This window comes from Streptomyces sp. PH10-H1 (assembly GCF_030063355.1).
In the GTDB taxonomy this organism is placed as follows: domain Bacteria; phylum Actinomycetota; class Actinomycetes; order Streptomycetales; family Streptomycetaceae; genus Actinacidiphila.
Window position 1 is genome coordinate 1 of sequence record NZ_JASISZ010000009.1, and the last position, 20,284, is coordinate 20,284.

At 69.8% G+C, this 20,284-nt stretch carries 18 protein-coding genes and 1 pseudogene; 4 read left to right on the forward strand and 15 right to left on the reverse strand.

What is annotated here, in order from left to right; all coding sequences use genetic code 11:
• From QMK24_RS08260 to QMK24_RS08275, 3 genes and pseudogenes are all read right to left on the reverse strand, one after another.
• Positions 1–291 (reverse strand): annotated as a pseudogene (locus tag QMK24_RS08260) (hypothetical protein); the annotation flags it as partial.
• Positions 292–1,215: 924 nt separating this feature from the next.
• Entirely contained in the window at positions 1,216–2,547 is a 1,332-nt protein-coding gene (locus tag QMK24_RS08270; RefSeq protein ID WP_283464639.1) for a class I SAM-dependent RNA methyltransferase, read from the reverse strand.
• Positions 2,548–2,689: 142 nt separating this feature from the next.
• Entirely contained in the window at positions 2,690–4,741 is a 2,052-nt protein-coding gene (locus tag QMK24_RS08275; RefSeq protein WP_283464641.1) for an APC family permease, read from the reverse strand.
• Positions 4,742–4,922: 181 nt separating this feature from the next.
• Between QMK24_RS08275 and QMK24_RS08280 the strand changes: the two genes are divergently transcribed.
• Positions 4,923–5,588, forward strand: a complete 666-nt coding sequence (locus QMK24_RS08280; protein WP_283464642.1) for a potassium channel family protein — start codon at positions 4,923–4,925, stop codon at positions 5,586–5,588.
• A complete protein-coding gene (locus QMK24_RS08285; protein WP_283464643.1) occupies positions 5,588–6,256 on the forward strand; it encodes a potassium channel family protein in 669 nt (222 codons plus the stop codon). The genes QMK24_RS08280 and QMK24_RS08285 overlap by 1 nt, the downstream gene beginning before the upstream one ends.
• Before the next feature lie 98 nt (positions 6,257–6,354).
• Here the strand turns inward: QMK24_RS08285 and QMK24_RS08290 are convergent, their stop codons facing one another.
• From QMK24_RS08290 to QMK24_RS08305, 4 genes are all read right to left on the reverse strand, one after another.
• The gene (locus QMK24_RS08290; protein ID WP_502962542.1) at positions 6,355–7,083 is read right to left on the reverse strand and encodes a DUF3159 domain-containing protein; all 729 of its coding nucleotides are present in this window, start codon (positions 7,081–7,083) and stop codon (positions 6,355–6,357) included.
• A gap of 3 nt (positions 7,084–7,086) precedes the next feature.
• Positions 7,087–7,485, reverse strand: a complete 399-nt coding sequence (locus tag QMK24_RS08295) for an OB-fold nucleic acid binding domain-containing protein (protein ID WP_283464644.1) — start codon at positions 7,483–7,485, stop codon at positions 7,087–7,089.
• Between the two features lie 97 nt (positions 7,486–7,582).
• Complete coding sequence (locus tag QMK24_RS08300) at positions 7,583–8,266, reverse strand: response regulator (RefSeq protein WP_283464764.1); 684 nt, start codon at positions 8,264–8,266, stop codon at positions 7,583–7,585.
• 125 nt (positions 8,267–8,391) lie between these two features.
• Positions 8,392–10,932: a DUF4118 domain-containing protein gene (locus QMK24_RS08305; RefSeq protein WP_283464645.1), complete on the reverse strand. Its 2,541-nt coding sequence runs from the start codon at positions 10,930–10,932 to the stop codon at positions 8,392–8,394.
• A gap of 475 nt (positions 10,933–11,407) precedes the next feature.
• On the opposite strand from QMK24_RS08305, the gene QMK24_RS08310 reads away from it, so the two are divergent.
• Complete coding sequence (locus QMK24_RS08310) at positions 11,408–11,650, forward strand: hypothetical protein (RefSeq protein ID WP_283464646.1); 243 nt, start codon at positions 11,408–11,410, stop codon at positions 11,648–11,650.
• A gap of 6 nt (positions 11,651–11,656) precedes the next feature.
• Complete coding sequence (locus tag QMK24_RS08315; RefSeq protein WP_283464647.1) at positions 11,657–12,145, forward strand: hypothetical protein; 489 nt, start codon at positions 11,657–11,659, stop codon at positions 12,143–12,145.
• 128 nt (positions 12,146–12,273) lie between these two features.
• On the opposite strand, the gene QMK24_RS08320 is transcribed toward QMK24_RS08315, so the two are convergent.
• The 8 genes from QMK24_RS08320 to QMK24_RS08355 all read right to left on the reverse strand — a co-directional run bounded on the left by QMK24_RS08320 (position 12,274) and on the right by QMK24_RS08355 (position 20,282).
• A complete protein-coding gene (locus QMK24_RS08320) occupies positions 12,274–13,194 on the reverse strand; it encodes a caspase, EACC1-associated type (protein ID WP_283464648.1) in 921 nt (306 codons plus the stop codon).
• On the reverse strand, positions 13,194–13,553 hold the full coding sequence (locus tag QMK24_RS08325; RefSeq protein WP_283464649.1) for an effector-associated constant component EACC1: 360 nt from the start codon (positions 13,551–13,553) through the stop codon (positions 13,194–13,196). Before QMK24_RS08325 ends, QMK24_RS08320 begins: the two co-directional genes overlap by 1 nt.
• An 84-nt stretch (positions 13,554–13,637) precedes the next feature.
• Positions 13,638–14,372: an ABC transporter ATP-binding protein gene (locus QMK24_RS08330; protein ID WP_283464651.1), complete on the reverse strand. Its 735-nt coding sequence runs from the start codon at positions 14,370–14,372 to the stop codon at positions 13,638–13,640.
• Positions 14,373–14,647: 275 nt separating this feature from the next.
• Positions 14,648–15,301: a potassium-transporting ATPase subunit KdpC gene (gene kdpC / locus QMK24_RS08335; protein WP_283464653.1), complete on the reverse strand. Its 654-nt coding sequence runs from the start codon at positions 15,299–15,301 to the stop codon at positions 14,648–14,650.
• Between the two features lie 20 nt (positions 15,302–15,321).
• Entirely contained in the window at positions 15,322–17,421 is a 2,100-nt protein-coding gene (gene kdpB / locus QMK24_RS08340) for a potassium-transporting ATPase subunit KdpB (protein WP_283464654.1), read from the reverse strand.
• Positions 17,418–19,079, reverse strand: coding sequence for a potassium-transporting ATPase subunit KdpA (kdpA, locus tag QMK24_RS08345; RefSeq protein ID WP_283464655.1), 1,662 nt, complete (start codon positions 19,077–19,079; stop codon positions 17,418–17,420). The genes kdpB and kdpA overlap by 4 nt, the downstream gene beginning before the upstream one ends.
• A gap of 8 nt (positions 19,080–19,087) precedes the next feature.
• Positions 19,088–19,177: a K(+)-transporting ATPase subunit F gene (gene kdpF, locus QMK24_RS08350; RefSeq protein WP_283464656.1), complete on the reverse strand. Its 90-nt coding sequence runs from the start codon at positions 19,175–19,177 to the stop codon at positions 19,088–19,090.
• A 325-nt stretch (positions 19,178–19,502) separates the two neighbouring features.
• Positions 19,503–20,282 (reverse strand): DUF3710 domain-containing protein, encoded by a 780-nt coding sequence (locus tag QMK24_RS08355; RefSeq protein WP_283464657.1) that lies wholly within the window; start codon positions 20,280–20,282, stop codon positions 19,503–19,505.
• Positions 20,283–20,284: the final 2 nt, after the last annotated feature.

Sequence of the window (20,284 nt, forward strand, 5' to 3'; positions counted from 1 at the left end):
CCCCACCCGAGCCCGATCGACACGCTCCCGCGCCGCATCCACCTCCACCTGAGCCTGCTCCAAGACCTCCGTCCAGGACTCCAGATCCTGCCTCGCCCGCGCCTCACGCCGTTCCATCAACCCCAGCACCGACGGCATCGCACCCTCCTCGATCAACAACAAGCCGTCCGCTGCCTGCCCCCACCCCTCCACGATCATGCCCCGCACACGAAGAAGCCCCCGCTCATCGAACAGGGACTCCCTTTGCCACAACGCACTCAGGCCCCACAACCGCCCCTGAACATCCGTCATACACGATGAAGGAGCAGGTTAACCTAACGGCATTGGATCCTGAACACATCTTTTGCGGAGGTCCTGTTGGTCGCCTGCTCCTGGTCATGCTCGCCTGCGCCATAGTGCGCCCATGGGGCTGGCCGGAGGCAATCGTCGCGGTCCCGGCCGCCGGTGTTGTGATCGCCACTGGGGCGATCTCGCTGGACCACGCCAGGCGTAGCACAAGTCTCTTGTCAGCCGACGCGGTTGGTGGGCGTCCGGTGTTGCTGCGGCGGTCGGAGTAGTCCCACTTCTTGGCGATCAGCCGGCGGTGCCAGGAGAGCAGAGTTCCCGGAGTGATCGGGAACGTCGAGGACCAGCGGTGGCGGGGTACCAGTGAGGACAGGGCCGCCAGCCAGAACCGGTCCGCGGGTTCGTAGCGCACCGGGCCTGCGAGTTGTCGGCGCAGGACCGCGTTCTCGTGCCGCAGCACAAGCAGTTCCGCATCCTTCGCGGTGTCCCGCTGCAGAAGCACCGCTGGTGCGGACAGCAGCTTCCGGGCCGCTCGGTACAGCAGGGAGATGAGCATCCGGTCATCGTGCCACCACCAGCCGCGGGGACATCACCCCACCTGCAGCGATGGCTTTTCGAGCGGCACAGGTTAGCTCACGCCCTCCCTGACGACGCGCACTCCCTACTGTGCCGGGCTCGTTTGCCTGACGACTTGGCCATGGGGACGCCTCAGCTCTGCCAACCGCAGACGACAGGTTCCCCGAAATCCTCGACAAGTCCCGCACCGATACGAGTCTCAGCGGAGTCCTGACCTGTGGACCAAGGGATCTGACATCCTGTCAGCCAGCAAGATCAACGAGCATCAAATGAGCGTCACGAGCGTCATTTCAGCGTCAAGATATCGCCCGTAACGCCCACACCGCACATAATGCGCACACGCAAAACCGCAGGTCAGGAGCCCTTCACGGCAGGTTCGAGGATCGCGACGCACTCCACGTGGTGCGTGAGCGGGAAGAGGTCGAAGGCGCGCAGCGACACCGGCTTGTAGCCCGCCTCCGCGAAGTACGCCAGGTCGCGCGCGAGCGCCGCCGGGTCGCAGGCCACGTAGGCGATGCGGCGCGGGCCGAGCGAGGCCAGGTGCTTGACGGTGGACTTGCCGGCACCGACCCGCGGCGGATCGAGGACGATGAGGTCGGCCTCGGTGATCTTGGTGCGCGGCAGGACGGTCTCGACCTTGCCGTGCTCGATCCGCACGCGTTCCAGGTCCGCCAGGTTGTGCCGGGCGTCCTCCACGGCACGCTTGCCGGACTCGATGCCGAGCACCGCGCCGGTCTCGCCGACCTTCTCGGCCAGTGCGCCGGCGAACAGGCCGACGCCGCAGTAGAGGTCGAGGGCGGTGTCGCCGTCACGCGGCTGGAGACCCGCCAGTACCGCCTCGGCCAGCAGGTCGGGAGCCTGCGGGTGGACCTGCCAGAATCCGCCGGAGCCGACCCGCCAGGTGCGGCCGACGGCCCGCTCGCGGACGAAGCCGCGGCCGTGCACCTTGTGGACGCCGCCCTGCTCGTCGACACGGGCGACCGAGACCGGCCGGTCCAGTTCGACGATCGGCAGCCGGCCGTCCGGCGTGGGGGTGACGATGACCTGGCGGTCGTTGGAGCCGGTCGCCGCGATGGCCTCCACTGACGCGGTGTCCGGCCACTCGCGGGTCTCGATGCCCAGCTCGGTGACGCCGGGCGCGGCGATGAGGCACTGGTCGATCCGCTCGATCTCGTGCGAGCGGTGGCGGCGCAGTCCCGCGTAGCCCTCGGCGTCGACGGCGAACTGCACGCGGGTGCGCCAGGCGGGCACTTCGCCCTCGACGCCCTTGTCGCCGGGCGCGGGTTCCACGGTGCCGTCCCAGCCCGCGTCCTGCGGGGTGAGGCCGGCGAGGCGGCTGAGCTGCTCGGTGATGACGGCGGCCTTCAGCCCGCGCTGGGCGCCGGGGGCGACATGCTGCCAGTCGCAGCCACCGCAGGCGCCGGGGCCGGAGTACGGGCAGGGCGCCGGCACTCGGTCAGCGGATGCCTGGAGGATCTCCACGGCGTCGGCACGCAGGAACTTGGAGTCCGGTCCGCCCTCGGTGACCTTGACGACGACGCGCTCGCCGGGCAGCGCGTGCCGGACGAAGAGAACCCGTCCTTCGTGACGGGCGATGCAGTGACCGCCGTGGGCTACCGGACCGACCTCGACCTCGTAGCGTTCTCCGACCAGCTCGTCGGCCTGTTCCTTCGTACGGTTCTGCATGATGAACAGGCTCCTGCGAGATGGTGGGGCGGTGGGGCGGTAGGACGGCAGCTCACCAGTCTACGTCCCGCCGCACCCCCCGCCTGACGACCTGCCCCGCGGTAGGGAGCCCGCTCCCTACCGCGGGGCAGGTCGTTGAGGCCTACTTCTGGCCGGTGTGCTCCTTGTCGCGCTTCGGCGGGCCGACCGGGCCACGCCGGATCGCCCCGGGCGCGCTCCAGTCGGCGCGCTTGCGCGCCCGGACCTTGGCCCGCTCGGAGGAGTCCAACTGCCACGGCACCGAGGTGACCATGACACCGGGGGTGAAGAGCAGCCGGCCCTTGAGCCGCAGGGCGCTCTGGTTGTGCAACAGGTGCTCGTACCAGTGGCCGACGACGTACTCGGGGATGTAGACGCTGACCACGTCGCGCGGGCTGGCGCGCCGCAGGCCCTTGACGTACTCGATGATCGGCCGGGTGATCTCGCGGTACGGCGAGTCCAGCACCTTCAGCGGTACGTCGATGCCGCGCCGGGACCATTCGGCCTGCAGGGCCTTGGTCTCGGCCGGGTCGACGTTGATGCTGAGCGCCTCGAGGGTGTCGGAGCGCATCAGCTTGGCGTAGGCCAGCGCGCGCAGCGTCGGCTTGTGGACCTTGGAGACCAGGATGATCGAGTGCACCCGGGACGGGCGCACCTCCTCGTCGGTCGGCTCGTCGGCCGCGGCGATCTCGTCCGACACCCGGTCGTAGTGGCGCCGGATCGCGGTCATCAGCGCGTAGAAGAGCACCATGCCGACGACGGCGACCCAGGCGCCGTGGGTGAACTTGGTCAGCAGGACGACGATGAGCACGGTGCCGGTGAAGAAGGCACCGAAGGCGTTGATCGCCCGGGAGCGGAACATGTGACGGCGCTTGGCGGGCTCGGTCTCGCTGAGCAGGTGCCGGTTCCAGTGCCGGACCATGCCGGTCTGGCTGAGGGTGAACGAGACGAAGACGCCGACGATGTAGAGCTGGATCAGCCGGGTCGAGTCGGCGCCGTAGAGGTAGACCAGGACGGCGGCGAAGCCGGCCAGCAGCACGATGCCGTTGGAGAACGCGAGCCGGTCGCCGCGGGTGTGCAGCTGGCGCGGCAGATAGCGATCCTGGGCGAGGATCGAGCCGAGCACCGGGAAGCCGTTGTACGCGGTGTTGGCCGCCAGGAACAGGACGAGCGCGGTGACGGCGGCCAGGAAGATGAACGGGATCGAGTTGTGCCCGAAGACGGCCTCCGCGACCTGCGCGATGACCGGGTCCTGGGTGTAGCCCGCGCCGAGCGGCTTTCCGTTGGAGAGCAGGTCGGTTGCCGGGTTCTCGGCCATCCGGACCTTGGTGTACATGGCCAGCGCGATGATGCCGCAGAACATGGTGACGGCGAGCACGCCCATGGCGGCAAGCGTGGTGGCGGCGTTCTTCGACTTCGGCTTGCGGAAGGCGGGGACGCCGTTGCTGATCGCCTCGACGCCGGTGAGCGCGGCGCAGCCGGAGGAGAAGGCGCGCAGCAGCAGGAAGACGAGGGCGAAGCCGCCGATGCCGGTGGTCTCGGCGTGGATCGTGAAGTGCGCGGTGGGTGCTTCCATCGTGTCGCCGGTGGCGATCTTGAAGCAGCCCCAGGCGATCATGCAGAAGACTCCGGCGACGAACGCGTAGGTCGGGACCGCGAAGATCGAGCCGGACTCGCGCACACCCCGCAGGTTCATGACCATCAGCAGGAAGATCATGCCGACCGCGCCCAGCACCTTGTGGGTGGCGAAGAACGGCACGGCGGAGCCGAGGTTCTCGACGCCGGAGGCGACGGATACGGCGACAGTCAGCACATAGTCGACGAGCAGCGCGCTCGCGACGGTGAGCCCGGCCTTGGGCCCGAGGTTGGTGGTGGCGACCTCGTAGTCACCACCGCCGGACGGGTAGGCGTGGACGTTCTGCCGGTAAGAGGCGACCACCGTGAACATCAGCACGACGACCGCGACCGCGATCCAGGGGCTGAAGTGGTAGGCGGACACACCCGCGATGGAAAGGACCAGCAGCACCTCGCCGGGCGCGTACGCGACGGAAGACAGCGGGTCGGAGGCGAACACCGGGAGGGCGAGCCTCTTGGGGAGAAGAGTTTCTCCCAACTTGTCGCTGCGCAGCGCGCGGCCGATCAAGATCCGTTTCGGCAGGTCAGTCAGTTTGGGCACGGAGAGGATGGTAAGCGCTAGGCCATACGTGGATGCGACCGCCACCTCTCCTAAGAGAAGGCAAAGTCCCTCCCGGGCCGCCCGCAACCTCCCGCTGGGGTTCAAGCGTGTGTAGCTTTGGCCGCGGTCTGAGACGCTTATCGAGTATCGGCCAAAAATGTTGACAGCCGGAAGGACGGGCGTGCACGTCGTGATTATGGGCTGCGGAAGGGTGGGTTCCACTCTTGCGCAATCCTTCGAACAGCAAGGTCATACGGTCGCTGTGGTGGACCAGGACCCGACGGCTTTCCGCCGTCTCGGGTCGGGGTTCGGCGGGCGCCGGGTGACCGGAGTCGGGTTCGACCAGGACACGCTGCGCGAGGCCGGAATCGAGGAGGCAGGCGCCTTCGCGGCGGTCAGCAGCGGCGACAACTCCAACATCATCGCGGCCCGGGTGGCCCGGGAGATGTTCGGTATCGAGAACGTGGCCGCCCGGATCTACGACCCCCGCCGCGCCGAGGTCTACCAGCGGCTCGGCATCCCCACCGTGGCCACCGTGCGGTGGACCGCGGACCAGATGCTGCGCCGGTTGCTGCCTTCCGGCGCCGAGCCGCTGTGGCGGGACCCGAGCGGCGGTGTGCAGCTCGCCGAGGTGCACACCTCGCCGTCCTGGGTCGGTCACAAGATCAGCAAATTGCAGGACGAGACCGGAGTACGTGTGGCATTCCTCACCCGGCTGGGCGAGGCGATGCTGCCGACCTCCCAGACGGTGCTGCAGGAAGGCGACCTGGTGCACGTGATGATGCGCACCGACGGTGTCACCGAGGTCGAGGCCACGTTCGCCAAGGGTCCCGAGGAGGCGCACTGATGAGAGTCGCCATCGCCGGAGCCGGAGCCGTCGGCCGCTCCATCGCGGCCGAGCTGCTGGAGAACGGGCACGAGGTCCTGCTCGTCGACAAGAACCCCACCTCCATCTCGGTGGAACGGGTACCGCAGGCCGAGTGGCTGCTCGCCGACGCCTGCGAGATCACCTCGCTGGACGAGGCGGCGCTGCAGCGCTGCAATGTGGTCATCGCCGCGACCGGTGACGACAAGGTCAACCTTGTCGTCTCGCTGCTCGCCAAGACCGAGTACGGGGTGCCCCGGGTCGTCGCCCGGGTCAACAACCCCAAGAACGAGTGGCTCTTCAACGAGTCCTGGGGCGTCGATGTGGCCGTCTCGACACCGCGGCTGATGTCCGCGCTGGTCGAGGAGGCCGTGAGCGTCGGCGACCTCGTGCGGCTGATGCGCTTCAGCCAGGGCGACGCGAACCTGGTGGAGCTCACCCTGCCGCCGGAGGCCGCCCTGGTCGGCACCCGTGTCGGCGACGTGGAGTGGCCGCAGGACACCTCGCTGGTGACGATCATCCGGGGCAACCGGGTGCTCACGCCGTCCAAGGACGACGCACTGGAGGCCGGTGACGAGCTGCTGTTCGTCGCGGCACCGCACCGTGAGGAGGAGCTGGAGGACCTGCTGTCGGTCCAGCGGGAGGCCTGACAGGGCCGGTCAGAACGACAGACACGACGGGCGCCCCGGGCCGAATAGGTCCGGGGCGCCCGTCGTGTCGTTGCTGAAAACGCCAGAACGTCAGAACGTCATGACGAGGAGGTGGCGGCCTTCTTCGCCGCGTCCTCGGCCTCCATCTCGGCGATCACATTGATCGGCGGCGGAGCCTTCGACAGGAAGATCCAGGTCAGGTAGACGGACAGCAGCATGGGTGGGATGCCCAGCGCCACCTTCACCCAGCCGAGCTGCGTGGCGTCCCCCCACCAGTACAGCGGGAAGAGGATCGCCGACTTGGCGAGCAGGATCAGCCCCCAGGCCCAGCTGGCCTTGGTGTAGGCGCGCAGCCGACCGGGGTTGCGCTTGCGCCAGGAGAGGTTCTCCTTGAAGACCGGGCCCAGGATCAGACCCAGCAGCGGGACGCCCGCGATGGCGGTGGCGATGTACGCGACGGCCAGGCCGAGGGTGTAGAGCATCCCCGGCAGGTAGAAGTTCTTGGCGTCGCCGGACATCATCGCGAAGACCGCGCCGAAGGCCACACCGAACACACCGCTGAAGGCGTGCTTGAGGGTGTCCTTGCGGACCAGCCGGGCGACACCGAGCAGCACGGACAGGCTGAGGGCGGCGATGGCCGCGATATGGATGTCTCTGTTGATCGTGTAGATCAGGACGAAGACCAGGCCGGGCACGGTGGTCTCCACCATGCCGCGGACGCCGCCGAACGCCTCGAAGAGCGCGGCCTCGGTGATGGCCTTGGAATCGCCCTCGGCCTCCTCCCCGATCCGCGGAGGGGCCTCTGTCTGCTTGTCGATCGACGCCACCGACTACTCCTGTCCGACCGGACGCAGTTCGTACTTGGGATTGAACAGGACGGGACGGCCGTGGTTCATCGAGATCCGTCCCGAAGCGATGATCTTCCGGCCGGGCTCTATGCCGTTGATACTGCGGCGGCCCAGCCACACCACGTCGAGCGCGGCGGAACCGTCGAACAGCTCGGCCTCCAGCGCGGGCACTCCGGCCCGCGGCCGCAGCGTGACCGTGCGCAGACTACCGGTCACCGTGACTATCTGCCGATCTCCGCAGTCGCAGATCCGCGTGCAGCCGACCGACAGGGCGTCCTGCTGCAGCTCCTCGGAGTGCAGCTCCTCCTGGGAGGACGACAGGCGCTCGATCATGCGGCGGAAGCGACCGGTGGGTCGGTCCGAACGGGTGGCACCACTCATGCAAGAAGCCTACCGGGCCGCGCCGACAAGACGGCCTTTGAGCCGGGTGTCCGATCGGGCGACACATCCGGATCATGGCAGCGCGATGGGATCCGGATCAGTGTTCGAAGCGGTAGCCCATGCCCGGCTCGGTGATGAAATGCCGCGGATGCGCGGGATCCGCCTCCAGCTTGCGGCGCAGCTGCGCCATGTAGACCCGCAGGTAGTTCGTCTCGGTGCCGTACGAAGGCCCCCACACCTCCTGCAGGAGCTGCTTCTGGCTGACCAGCCGCCCGGTGTTGCGGACGAGGACCTCCAGCAGATGCCACTCGGTCGGGGTCAGCCGGACGTCGGCGCCGCCCCGGTGCACCTTCTTCGCCGCCAGGTCGACGGTGAAGGTCTCGGTCTCGACGGTCGCGGCGTCGTCGTCGGGCCCGCTGGGCGCCGCCCGGCGGACGGCGGCACGCAGCCGGGCCAGCAGCTCGTCCATGCCGAACGGCTTGGTGACGTAGTCGTCCGCGCCGGCGTCGAGCGCCTCGACCTTTTCGTCCGAGGTCTGGCGGGCCGACAGGACGATGATCGGGACCCGGGTCCAGCCGCGCAGCCCCCGGATGACCTCGACGCCGTCCATGTCGGGCAGGCCGAGGTCGAGGACGATCACGTCGGGGTGACGGGCGGCGGCCAGCTGCAGCGCGGTGGCACCGTCGTGGGCGGCGTCGACCTCGTACTTGCGGGCCCGCAGATTGATCACGAGAGCGCGCACGATCTGCGGCTCGTCGTCCACCACGAGCACCCGGTACATGGAGTTCCTCTTCTCGGTCACGTCGGTCACGGTCACGGTCGCGGCCCCGTTGTGGTTCACGCTGTTCACGCGCGGATTCGCGCTCGGATCGGCGCTCACATCCGCGCTCGGATTCACGTTCGCCCTCACGACGTGGCCTCGGCCGGCAGGTCCGGCCGGGCAGGCCGGCCGCCATGGACGGCCTGGAGGGTGAGGACCATGGTCAGGCCGCCGCCGGGGGTGTCCTCGGCGACCAGCGTGCCGCCCATGGACTCGGCGAAGCCGCGGGCGACGGCCAGCCCGAGGCCCACGCCGTTGCCGCGCGGGGCGTCGCCGTAGCGCTGGAAGGGCTCGAATATCCGGTCCCTTGCGGTTTCCGGCACCCCGGGGCCGCGGTCGACGACCCGCAGTTCCACGCGGTCGCCGAGCGCGCTGGCGGCCACGACCACCTTGGAACCCGCGGCGCTGTACTTCACGGCGTTCTCGACGACGTTGGCGACGGCGCGCTCCAGCAGTCCCGGGTCGACGGCGACCATCGGCAGGCTCTCCGGGATGTCGAGGACGACGCTGTCCTCGGGGACGCCGCCGAGGGCCATCGGCACCACCTCGTCGAGGTCGATCTCCCGGATCAGCGGGGTGACGGTGCCGGTCTGCAGGCGGGACATGTCGAGGAGATTGCCCACCAGGTGGTCGAGCCGGTCGGCGCCGTCCTCGATGCCGGCCAGCAGCTCGGCCTCGTCCTCGTCGGACCAGGCGACGTCGTCGGCGCGCAGCGAGCTCACCGACGCCTTGATGGCGGCCAGCGGGGTGCGCAGGTCGTGGGAGACGGCGGCGAGCAGCGCGGTGCGGATGCGGTTGCCCTCAGCCAGCTCCCGAGCCTGCTCGGCCTCGCCCTCGAGCCGCTGCCGGTCGATCACGACGGCGGCCTGCGCGGCGAACGCGGACAGCACCCGGCGGTCGGAGGCGGGCAGTACCCGCCCGGTGAGCGCCAGCGAGAGCCGGTCGCTGACCGGCACCTCGACGTCGGCGTCCTCAGGACGCAGGCACGGGCGCTCGCCGACGCTGGCCGCACGGGTCCACGCGCCGTGTTCGCTGTCGCGTTCCAGCAGCACCACCGAGTCCATGCCGAACGTCTCCCGGACCCGCTCCAGCAGCGCGTCGAGGGAGCTCTCGCCGCGCAGCACGCTGCCTGCCAGGTAGGACAGGATCTCGGCCTCCGAGCGCAGCCGGGCGGCCTGCTGGGTGCGGCGGGCGGCGAGGTCCACCACGGAGGCCACCGCGACCCCCACCACGATGAAGATCACGATCGCGATGATGTTCTCGGGCTCGGCGATGGTGAAGGAGTGGGTGGGCGGTGTGAAGTAGTAGTTGAGCAACAGCGAGCCGGCCAACGCCGAGGCCAGCGCGGGAAGCAGTCCGCCGACCAGAGCCGCCGCGACGGTGAGGGTCAGGAAGAGCAGCATCTCCGTGGCCTGGCTCATGCCCGGGTGCCAGTTGGTCAGCAGCAGGCATATCAGGACCGGGCCCGCGAGTCCGGTGAACCAGCCGGCCACGACCCGGGAGCGGCCGAGGCTGGCGCCGCGGGCGGAGGGCAGGCCGCGGCCCTTGGCGGCGTGTTCATGGGTGACGATGTGGACGTCGATGTCGCCGGATTCGCGGGCGACGGTGGAACCGACGCCGGGGCCCAGCACGTACTGCCAGGCCTTGCGGCGGCTGGTGCCGAGCACGATCTGGGTGGCGTTGACCCCGCGGGCGAAGTCCAGCATGGCATCGGGGATGTCGTCCCCGACGACGTGGTGGAACGATCCGCCGAGATCCTCCACGAGGGTCCGCTGGGCGGCCAGCTCCTCGGTGGAGCCGGAGGCGAGCCCGTCGCTGCGGACGATGTGGACGGCGAGGATCTCGCTGCCCGAGCCCTTGGCGGCCATCCGGGCGGCCCGGCGGATCAGGGTGCGGCCCTCGGGACCGCCGGTGAGGCCGACGACGATGCGCTCGCGGGCCTGCCAGGCGGCGGAGATCCGGTGGTCGGCGCGGTACTCCTGAAGGTATTCGTCGACCCGGTCGGCGACCCAGAGCAGGGCCAGCTCGCGCAGCGCGGTGAGGTTGCCGGGCCGGAAGTAGTTGGACAGCGCCGCGTCGACCTTGTCCGGGGCGTAGATGTTGCCGTGCGCCATCCGGCGCCGCAGCGCCTGTGGCGACATGTCGACCAGCTCTATCTGGTCGGCGCGGCGCACCACTTCGTCGGGCACGGTCTCGCGCTGCCGGACGCCGGTGATGGACTCGACCACGTCCCCCAGCGACTCCAGGTGCTGGATGTTGACCGTCGAGACGACGTTTATGCCGGCCTGGAGCAGCTCATCGACGTCCTGCCAGCGCTTGGCGTTGCGGGAGCCGGGCACATTGGTGTGGGCGAGTTCGTCCACGAGCGCGACCGCCGGGTGCCGCGCGAGGACCGCGTCCACGTCCATCTCGGTGAACGTGGCGTCGCGGTACTCCAGCTCCCGGCGCGGGATCTGCTCCAGGCCGTGCAGCATCACCTCGGTGCGCGGGCGCCTGTGGTGCTCGACGAAGGCCACGACGATGTCGGTGCCCCGCTCGGTGCGCCGGTGCGCTTCGGAGAGCATGGCGTAGGTCTTGCCCACGCCCGGGGCCGCCCCGAGGTAGATGCGCAGTTTGCCGCGTGCCATGGCCCCATTGTTCTGCTCGGATGCGCCTTTCGCCCGGACGCGTGTGCGCTCGATACGACCTTAGAACGAGCGAACCGGATAAATAGGACCGGGGTGGCCGAGCGGGGCTACCTTGACGGCGCCTTAACCCCGGGCTCCCGTACCCGGCCGGTCAAGCGCCGCCGCCAACCTGCGCCGCGTCCGCCGGCGGGCCCCGTTCGCAGGACTGCCATACGGACGTAACGCCGGAGCGTTGACCCGTCGCACGCCGCCAGCGAGCATCGGCGCATGGCTTCCCCCACGCACCGGCTCCTGTGTACGGAGCCCCGCCGCCGACCCTGAGACGACCGAGCGAGGGAGCCGATGACCACCATCTCCGACATACCGCCGCCGCACTCCGCCGTGCGGCCGCCCTGGCTGGTCGCCCTGCCGTCCCTGTCCGCTCCGTCGGGCGGCCGGGCAGGGGAGGGCGGCGGAACCGGGGCCGTCCTGCGGGGTGCACATCGCGCTGCCGCACACCACCTTCGCCGTGGTGGACCTGCGCGGTCGGGTGACGGCCCATGAACGGCTGCCGCACGACGGCTCGGTGGACAGCGTCCTGGGCGGTATCCGCGGCCATCTGCCCGGATTTCTGCACCGGCACGCCGCGGGGCGTTCCGTGCTCGGGCTCGGGGTGGTGACCGGCGGCTGGGTGAACAGCGGGCAGGGCGTCGTCGTCGAGCACGCCCCGCTGGGCTGACGGGACGTGCCCGTACGACGGGTGCTGGCCGCCGCGACCCGGCTGCCGGTGCATGTGGACGGGCACGCGCGGGCGCTGGCGCTGGCGGAGCTGATGTTCGGCGCAGGGTGGGCGCGAGGAGCTGGTGCAGCTCCTCGTCGGCAACGTGGTGGACGCGGCCATCGCGACGGGCGGCGGCGTCCTGCGCGGCCGCCGGTCGGGCGCGGGCGATGTCGCGCATCTGCCGCTCGGCGTTCCCGGGCGGCGGCCCTGCTGCTCGACCTCATCAACCCGGAGGTGCTGGTCGTCGCGGAGGCGGCGGCGGTGCACTTCCCCGAGCTGCTGCCCGATCTGCACGAGGAGGTCGCCGCCCACTCCCATCTGTGCGCCGATCCCGAACGGGCCGTGGTCCCCGCGAGTTTCGGGCAGCAGGTGCTCGCGGTCGCGGCCGGCGCCGTGGTACTCGACGCGGTCTACCGGCGGCCGATGGAGCTGCGTACGGCCCGGTCGGCGTAGCCGGAATGGTGGCGGGGTTTCTTCCACGGTGTCGCTAGTCATTGCCGGACGGTCCCGGGCTCCACACAATCGAGGCATGGACGCGACAGGCAGGGCAGCGGCGCGCGACGCCGCCGGGCGGGAGGCCGTCAACGCCTTCCGCGCCCACCATTTCGCCGGTCTCGGCTGTCGCCCCACTGGCCCCACCGGCGCCGCCGGTCGCGCCGGCTTCGCCGGGGGATCACGGATGCCCCGGGCCAGTCGCCGCTCTTCCCCTGCTCGACGGCGGCGATGTGCTGCTGGCGCAGTTTCGGTCCGATGGTCGCGGCAAAGGCCCGGTTCACGCCGAGTCCGATGTGGTTCGCGGTCTGGGTGCCCCGGTTGAGGGGGGTGGACAGCCCCTCGGCTGCATGGTCGCCTTGAGCCGCTGGTAGAGGTCGTCGATGGTGAGGAGTTCGGGCCCGCCGACGACGCCTTCGGCCAGCAGCCGCATCAGCCGCCCGGAGAACGCCGTTTGGTCCTCGCCCGGCAGGGAGAGGGCGACCTGGTCCCGTTGTGCCGAGGTGAGGACATAGGTGCCCGCCACTTCGGATCTGGCCGAGCTCCGCGGCTTCCCCGCCGGCCATGGTGTCGGTGACGACACGACCGGAGCAGTCCAGGATGACGACCTTGGTGGCGGCGGGGCTGTCGAGCACCGCACTGCGCAGCTTCTCGTACTCCAGGGAGTTGAACTCCGGGTCGCCCCAGTCGCTGTCCGGCAGCGCGAGATACAGCTCATGCCGCCGGCCGCTGACGAGTCCGTGTCCCGCGTAGTACACCAGCAGCAGATCATCGGCCTCGCGGATCGTCGCGCGCAGCCGCTGGCCTATGGTGCGGAGGTCTCCTTCGTCGAGCAGGACCGTGCAGTGCTCTTCCGGCACGACGCCGTAGTGCTGGTCGGTGAAGAGCGCGGCCAGGTCCTGGATGGTGCGGTGCACGGACGGCAGGTCGGGAAGTTCCGGGGCCGTGTACGTACTTGCGCCGATCAGCACGATCCGGGAGCGGCGCGGATCCGGCAGGCGGACGGCCACTACGCCGGCCGGTCGGCGTCCAGCACCTGCTGGAGCAGGGCCCCCAGATCCTCGCCCTTCACCCGCTTGGCGTCGATCTCGACGGACCGACCGCCTTCTTGATTGATCGTCAGTTTCACATCGGACCGCCGGGGCTGGGAGATCCAGGCGCGCAGCGACGCGGCGAGCACCGTGATACTGCCGCCCGTGCCGAGCGCCACTGTCAGCACATCCGGCAGCGTGCCGAGTTCGGTGGGAACGGGTTCACCGCCCTCGACCCGTATCCGACCGGCTAATTCGGGCTCCCCGCGCAGCCAGCCGTCGAGTGATTCCAGGTCAGCGACCGCGCTTCCGCTGACCACCGAGATCCGTGCTTCCACGGCGTTCTCCCCCCAACCGGACCCATGCCGACGGCACGGATCGGACGCCGATTGTAGTGGCATCCGGCACCGACGGTGGAGGGATCAGCCCTCATCGACGATCTGGCCGTCGCGCAGTTCCAGCACCCGGTCGGCGAGTGCCAGCAACTGCTCGTCGTGGGTGGCGACCAGGGCGGTGACGCCCTCGCCGCGGACGACGGCGCGCAGCAATTCCATGACAGCGAGACCGGTCTCGGCGTCGAGCTGGCCGGTCGGCTCGTCCGCGATGATCAGGACGGGCCGGTTGGCCAGCGCGCGGGCGATGGCGACGCGCTGCTGCTGGCCGCCGGACAGCTCGCCGGGGCGCTGGGCGGCGTGGGCGGCGAGGCCGACGAGCGACAGGAGGAGCTCCACGCGCTCCTCGCGCTCGCGCGGCGGGACCTTGCGCAGCCGCATCGGGACGCCGACGTTCTCGGCGGCGGTGAGGATCGGGATCAGTCCGAAGGACTGGAAGACGAAGCCGATACGGTCGCGGCGCAGCGCCAGCAGGCCGTTGTCCCCGAGTTCCGCTAGGTCGGTGCCGTCCAGGGTGATCCGGCCGGCGTCCGGCGAGTCCAGGCCGCCCACCAGGTTGAGGATGGTGGTCTTGCCGGATCCGGAACGGCCCTTGAGAGCCACCAGCTCACCGCGCGGAACGCTGAAGGAGACGCCGCGCAGCGCGTGCACGGCCGTCTCCCCGCTGCCGTAGGTACGGCGCAGATTCTCGACGACGACCATCTCGCCGGACGCCGGGCCGTCCGCCACGGCCGTCCCCGCGTGCCCGGTCGACTGCTCGCTCATGCGTTGTCCCCCTCCTGGCCCGGATCGCCGGGCCACACCCCGTTGTGGCCACTCGCGGCCGTCCGCCACCCCTGGCCGTCAGCCGCACCCCGTCGCTCAGGCCGTACCGCTGCGGGTACCCGGGTGGCAGCCGGAGCCTATCCACCCGGTCAAGAACCTTACGGATCACCCGGTGGTACGGCTCACCCGGTGGCCGGAACAGTATCCGGCCACCGGGTGGGTCCCGCAAAGGTTTCGGCGTGCCGCACCGCTCGGCGCGTCGGCGCCGCGGCCCGTCAGCCGGCCAGCTTGTGCAGGGCGATGTTGAGCTCCAGGACGTTGACCTTGGCCTCCCCCAGGATGCCGAGCGGCCGCCCGTCGGTGTGGTTCTTGACGAGCGCCAGCACCTGGCCGTCGGTCAGGTGGTTGGCCCTGGCGACCCGGGCGATCTGGATCCTGGCGTAGTCCGGGGAGATGTCCGGGTCGAGGCCCGAGGCGGACGCGGTGACCGCGTCCGCCGGGACCTGCCCGGTGGTGACCCCGTTGAACGCCGCGACGTCCTTCTTGCGCTGCCGCACCAGATCGGTGAGCGCCTTGCCGGTGACCGCGAGGTTGGACGCACCGCTGTACGTCGGGTCGTAGGCCCCCGCGCCGGCGCCCGCGTCGGCCGCCGAGGGGCGGGGCTGGAACCACTTGGGGTCGGGAGCCACCGACTCGGCCGCGTCGGCCGGATTCTTCTTCGGCAGGTCGAAGGTCTGGCCGAGGACCGTGGAGCCGACGACCCTGCCGTCGGCCTTCACCTGCGAGCCGTTGGCCTGGTTGTTGAAGGCCGCCTGCGCGATACCGGTGACGGCGAGCGGGTAGAGCACGCCGCAGATGACGCTGAGGACCAGCAGGGCGCGGAAGGCGCCCCACATCAGCCGGGCGGTGCTGCGTACGGAAGTGTTCATGATGTCGGCACGCCTTCGATTCAGCTCAGGCCGGGGATCTGGGAGATGAGCAGGTCAATGATCTTGATGCCGATGAACGGGGCGATGAGGCCGCCCAGTCCGTAGACGCCCAGGTTGCGGCGGAGCATCCGGTCGGCGCCCATCGGCCGGTACCGCACGCCCTTGAGGGCCAGCGGCACCAGCGCGATGATGATCAGCGCGTTGAAGATGACGGCGGACAGGATCGCGGACTCGGGCGTGGCCAGGTGCATGATGTTGAGCTTGTCCAGGCCCGGGTAGGCCACCGCGAACATGGCCGGGATGATCGCGAAGTACTTCGCGACGTCGTTGGCGATGGAGAACGTCGTCAGCGCGCCACGGGTGATCAGCAGTTGCTTGCCGATCTCCACGATCTCGATCAGCTTGGTCGGGTTGGAGTCCAGGTCCACCATGTTCCCGGCCTCCTTGGCGGCCGAGGTGCCGGTGTTCATGGCGACACCGACGTCCGCCTGGGCCAGCGCGGGAGCGTCGTTGGTGCCGTCGCCGGTCATCGCGACGAGCTTGCCGCCCGCCTGCTCCCGCTTGATCAGCGCCATCTTGTCCTCGGGCGTGGCCTCGGCGAGGAAGTCGTCGACGCCCGCCTCCTCGGCGATCGCCTTCGCCGTCAGCGGGTTGTCACCCGTGATCATGATGGTCTTGATGCCCATCCGGCGCAGCTCGTCGAACCGCTCCCGCATGCCCTCCTTGACCACGTCCTTGAGGTGGATGACGCCCAGGACCCGCGCGCCCTCGGTGTCCTCGACGGCGACGAGCAGCGGCGTACCGCCGGCCGACGAGATGCCGTCGACGGCCCGCTGCGCGTCCCCGTCCACCCGGCCGCCGCGCTCGGTGACCCAGGCGGTGACCGCTGAGGCCGCGCCCTTGCGGACCTTGCGGCCGTCCACGTCCACACCCGACATACGGGTCTGGGCGGTGAAGGGCACGAACTCGGCATGGCTCAGTTCGCCTTCGTGGCGGGCCCGCAGTCCGTACCGCTCCTTCGCCAGCACGACGATGGAGCGGCCCTCGGGTGTCTCGTCGGCCAGCGACGACAGTTGCGCGGCGTCCGCCAGTTCTGCCTCGGACGCTCCGGCGACGGCCACGAACTCGGACGCCTGGCGGTTGCCGAGCGTGATGGTGCCGGTCTTGTCCAGCAGCAGCGTGGAGACGTCTCCGGCGGCCTCGACGGCACGCCCTGACATCGCCAGCACATTGCGCTGCACCAGCCGATCCATCCCCGCGATGCCGATCGCCGACAGCAGCGCCCCGATGGTGGTCGGGATGAGGCAGACCAGCAGCGCGACCAGCACGATCATCGACTGCTCGGCGCCCGCGTAGACCGCGAACGGCTGCAGGGTGACGACCGCGAGCAGGAAGACGACGGTGAGCGAGGCAAGCAGGATGTTCAGCGCGATCTCGTTCGGCGTCTTCTGCCGTGAGGCGCCCTCGACGAGGGCGATCATCCGGTCGATGAACGTCTCGCCCGGCTTTGTCGTGATCTTGATGACGATGCGGTCGGAGAGCACCTTGGTGCCACCGGTGACCGCACAGCGATCGCCGCCGGACTCCCGGATGACCGGGGCCGATTCGCCGGTGATGGCCGACTCGTCGACGCTCGCGACGCCCTCTACGACGTCACCGTCACCGGGGATGATGTCGCCGGCCTCGCAGACCACCAGATCGCCCACGCGCAGTTCGGCGCCCGGGACGCTCTCCTCTGCGCGGCCGTTCAGCCGGCGCGCGACGGTGTCGGTCTTGGCCTTGCGCAGCGTATCGGCCTGCGCCTTGCCGCGGCCCTCGGCGACGGCCTCCGCGAGGTTCGCGAAGACGACCGTCAGCCACAGCCAGCCGGTGATCGCCCAGCCGAAGCCCGAGCCGGGGTTGGTGGCCGCGAGCACGGTGGTGAGCACCGAGCCGATCAGAACCACGAACATGACGGGCGACTTGACCATCACGCGCGGGTCTAGCTTGCGCAGCGCGTCGGGCAGCGACCGCAGCAGCTGGGCCGGGTCGAACAGGCCGCCCGACACCCGGCCTTGGTGGTCCTGCGCCGCGGGACGTTCGTCCTCGGACGCGGGTCGTACAGGAGTAACGGTGCTCATGACAGCCCCTCAGCGAGCGGGCCGAGGGCCAGCGCCGGGAAGTAGGTAAGGCCGGTGATGATCAGGATGGCGCCGACGAGCAGGCCCGTGAACAGCGGCTTCTCGGTGCGCAGGGTGCCCGCGGTGGCCGGGACCGGCTTCTGCTCGCCGAGCGAGCCGGCCAGCGCCAGCACGAACACCATCGGCAGGAAGCGGCCGAGGAGCATGGCCAGTCCGATCGTGGTGTTGTACCACTGCGTGTTGGCGTTCAGGCCGGCGAAGGCGGAGCCGTTGTTGTTGGCACCCGAGGTGTACGCGTACAGCACCTCGGAGAAACCGTGCGGCCCGCTGTTCAGCATCGACGTCGGCGGGGCGGGCAGCGCCATGGCCGCCGCCGTGAAGCAGAGCGCCAGCGCCGGGGTGATGAGGATGTAGCACGCGGCGAACTTGATCTCGCGGGTGCCGATCTTCTTGCCCAGGTACTCGGGGGTGCGTCCCACCATCAGCCCGGCGATGAACACCGCGATGATCGCCATGATCAGCATGCCGTACAGGCCGGAACCCGTACCGCCGGGCGCGATCTCGCCGAGCATCATGCCCAGCAGCGCGATGCCGCCGCCCAGCCCGCTGTACGAGGAGTGGAACGAATTGACCGCGCCGGTCGACGTCAGGGTCGTACTGGTCGCGAAGAGCGCGGAGCCCCCCACTCCGAAGCGCTGCTCCTTGCCCTCCATCGCGCCGCCCGCGAGCTGCGACGCGGAGCCCGGGTGGGCGAACTCGGCCCAGCTCATCAGCACGGTGAAGCCGAGCCAGATGATGCCCATGGTGGCGAGGATCGCGTAGCCCTGCTTGACGCTGCCGACCATCCGGCCGAAGGTGCGGGTCAGCGAGAACGGGATGACGAGGATCAGGAAGATCTCGAAGAGGTTGGTGAAGGCGCCCGGGTTCTCGAACGGGTGGGCCGAGTTGGCGTTGTAGAAGCCGCCGCCGTTCGTGCCCAGTTCCTTGATCGCCTCCTGCGAGGCGACCGCGCCACCGGTGATCGTCTGGTGGCCGCCCGAGAGCGTGGTCACCTCGTGCCAGCCGGCGAAGTTCTGGATCGCGCCGAAGCCGACCAGCACGATCGCCGCGATGAAGGCGATCGGCAGCAGGATCCGTACGGTGCCGCGCACCATGTCGGACCAGAAGTTGCCGAGGTCACCGGTCCTGGAGCGGGAGAAGCCGCGCACCAGGGCCACGGCCACGGCCAGGCCGACCGCCGCCGAGACGAAGTTCTGCACGGCGAGGCCGGTCGTCTGGGAGAGATGACCCATGGTCGTCTCGCCCATGTACGACTGCCAGTTCGTGTTCGACACGAACGAGGCCGCGGTGTTGAAGGCCTGGTCGGGTGCGACCGCCTTGAAGCCGAGCGACATCGGCAGGTGGTTCTGCATCCGCAGCAGCAGATAGAGGAAGAGCACCCCCACCGCGGAGAAGGCCAGCACCGCCCTCAGATAGGACGGCCAGCGCATCTCGGCGTCGGGGTTCGCGCCGAAGCAGCGGTAGATCCACCGCTCCGCGCGCAGGTGCTTCTTGGAGCTGTACACGGCGGCCATGTAGTCGCCGAGCGGGCGGTACACCAGGGCCAGTGCGGCGACCAGCGCCACGACCTGGAGCAGTTGCGCAAGTATCGGGCTCATGGACGGTGTCAGAACCTCTCGGGGAACAGGAGGGCGACGACCAGATAACCCAGTAGGGCGACGGCCACCACGAGACCGACGATGTTCTCGGCGCTCACAGCTTTGCCACCCCCTTGGCGATGATTGCCACCAGCGCGAAAACCGCGATTGTGGTGACGACGAAGGCCACGTCGGCCATCGTGTGCTCCTAGATCAGGATCGGAACTGCGGACTCCCTCAGGTAACAGCCGATCCGAGCGGCTGAGCGATCCCTTGACAGCTCTCATACGGCTGGCGCCGCCGCATTGACGAGTCCTTGACGTAACCCGCACTGACCTGCGGAAACAAACGGAAGCAGCCGGAAACAACCGGAAACGACGAAGGGCCGGACCCATGTTCATGGGTCCGGCCCTCAGCCGGGCGGTCGGTGTTCCGACGCGAGTGTCAGTGGATCTGGGTGATCTCCGGCCCGCGGCGCATCGGGTCGAGCCCGTCGCCGAACTTCGGCCCCTCGGACTCTTCCTGCGTGATGCCCTCGGGCACCATCTGAGCGTCGTTCGGCAGCTTCAGCACGATCGGGTCGCGCGGCGCCATCGGGGTATCGCCCCGCACGACCACGGTGTCGCGGAAGACCTGCTCCAGCAGTCCGGCGGCCTGCGGCTGCACCGCGCCCTGGCCGGAGATGACCCCGCGCAGGAACCAGCGCGGACCGTCACAGCCGATGAAGCGGACCAGCTGCACGCCGTTCGTACCGTCCGGCAGCTGTACGGGCACCTGCGCCCGCAGCTCCCAGCCCAGCGAGCCCTCGATCTCATCAACGATGCCGCCCTGCTTGGTGATGCCGGACGCGATCTCGTCGCGCACCTCACCCCAGATGCCCTCGGACTTCGGGGCGGCGAACGCCTGGAGCTGGACAGCGCTGTCGTTCAGCACCACGGTCGCGGCGACGATCGACTCGCCGGCCACCTCCACCCGCAGCTCCATGCCCTCGACACCGGGGACGAACAGTCCGCCGAGGTCGACCCGGCCCTCGCCGGGCTCCGTGACCTCGCGCAGGTCCCAGGGCCCGTCGGGCCTGGCGGCGGGCGGAAGGTTGTACCGACCCGATGCGCCGGAGTCGTCGGACTCCCCGGCGTCTTCGGCGTCTTCGGCCAGCTCGTCCGGGCTCGCGCCCTCGAGCTCGTCGAGGGCGTCTTCGCGCTCCTTGCGACGACGACGGAACACGG

Bases quoted from the DNA above. Each gene is read 5' to 3' on its own strand.
- QMK24_RS08330 (WP_283464651.1), bottom strand. From the start codon at position 14,372: ATGAGCGAGCAGTCGACCGGGCACGCGGGGACGGCCGTGGCGGACGGC.
- kdpA (WP_283464655.1), bottom strand. From the start codon at position 19,079: ATGAGCCCGATACTTGCGCAACTGCTCCAGGTCGTGGCGCTGGTCGCC.
- kdpC (WP_283464653.1), bottom strand. From the start codon at position 15,301: ATGAACACTTCCGTACGCAGCACCGCCCGGCTGATGTGGGGCGCCTTC.
- kdpB (WP_283464654.1), bottom strand. From the start codon at position 17,421: ATGAGCACCGTTACTCCTGTACGACCCGCGTCCGAGGACGAACGTCCC.
- QMK24_RS08300 (WP_283464764.1), bottom strand. From the start codon at position 8,266: ATGTACCGGGTGCTCGTGGTGGACGACGAGCCGCAGATCGTGCGCGCT.
- QMK24_RS08285 (WP_283464643.1), top strand. From the start codon at position 5,588: ATGAGAGTCGCCATCGCCGGAGCCGGAGCCGTCGGCCGCTCCATCGCG.
- QMK24_RS08305 (WP_283464645.1), bottom strand. From the start codon at position 10,932: ATGGCACGCGGCAAACTGCGCATCTACCTCGGGGCGGCCCCGGGCGTG.
- QMK24_RS08295 (WP_283464644.1), bottom strand. From the start codon at position 7,485: ATGAGTGGTGCCACCCGTTCGGACCGACCCACCGGTCGCTTCCGCCGC.
- QMK24_RS08270 (WP_283464639.1), bottom strand. From the start codon at position 2,547: ATGCAGAACCGTACGAAGGAACAGGCCGACGAGCTGGTCGGAGAACGC.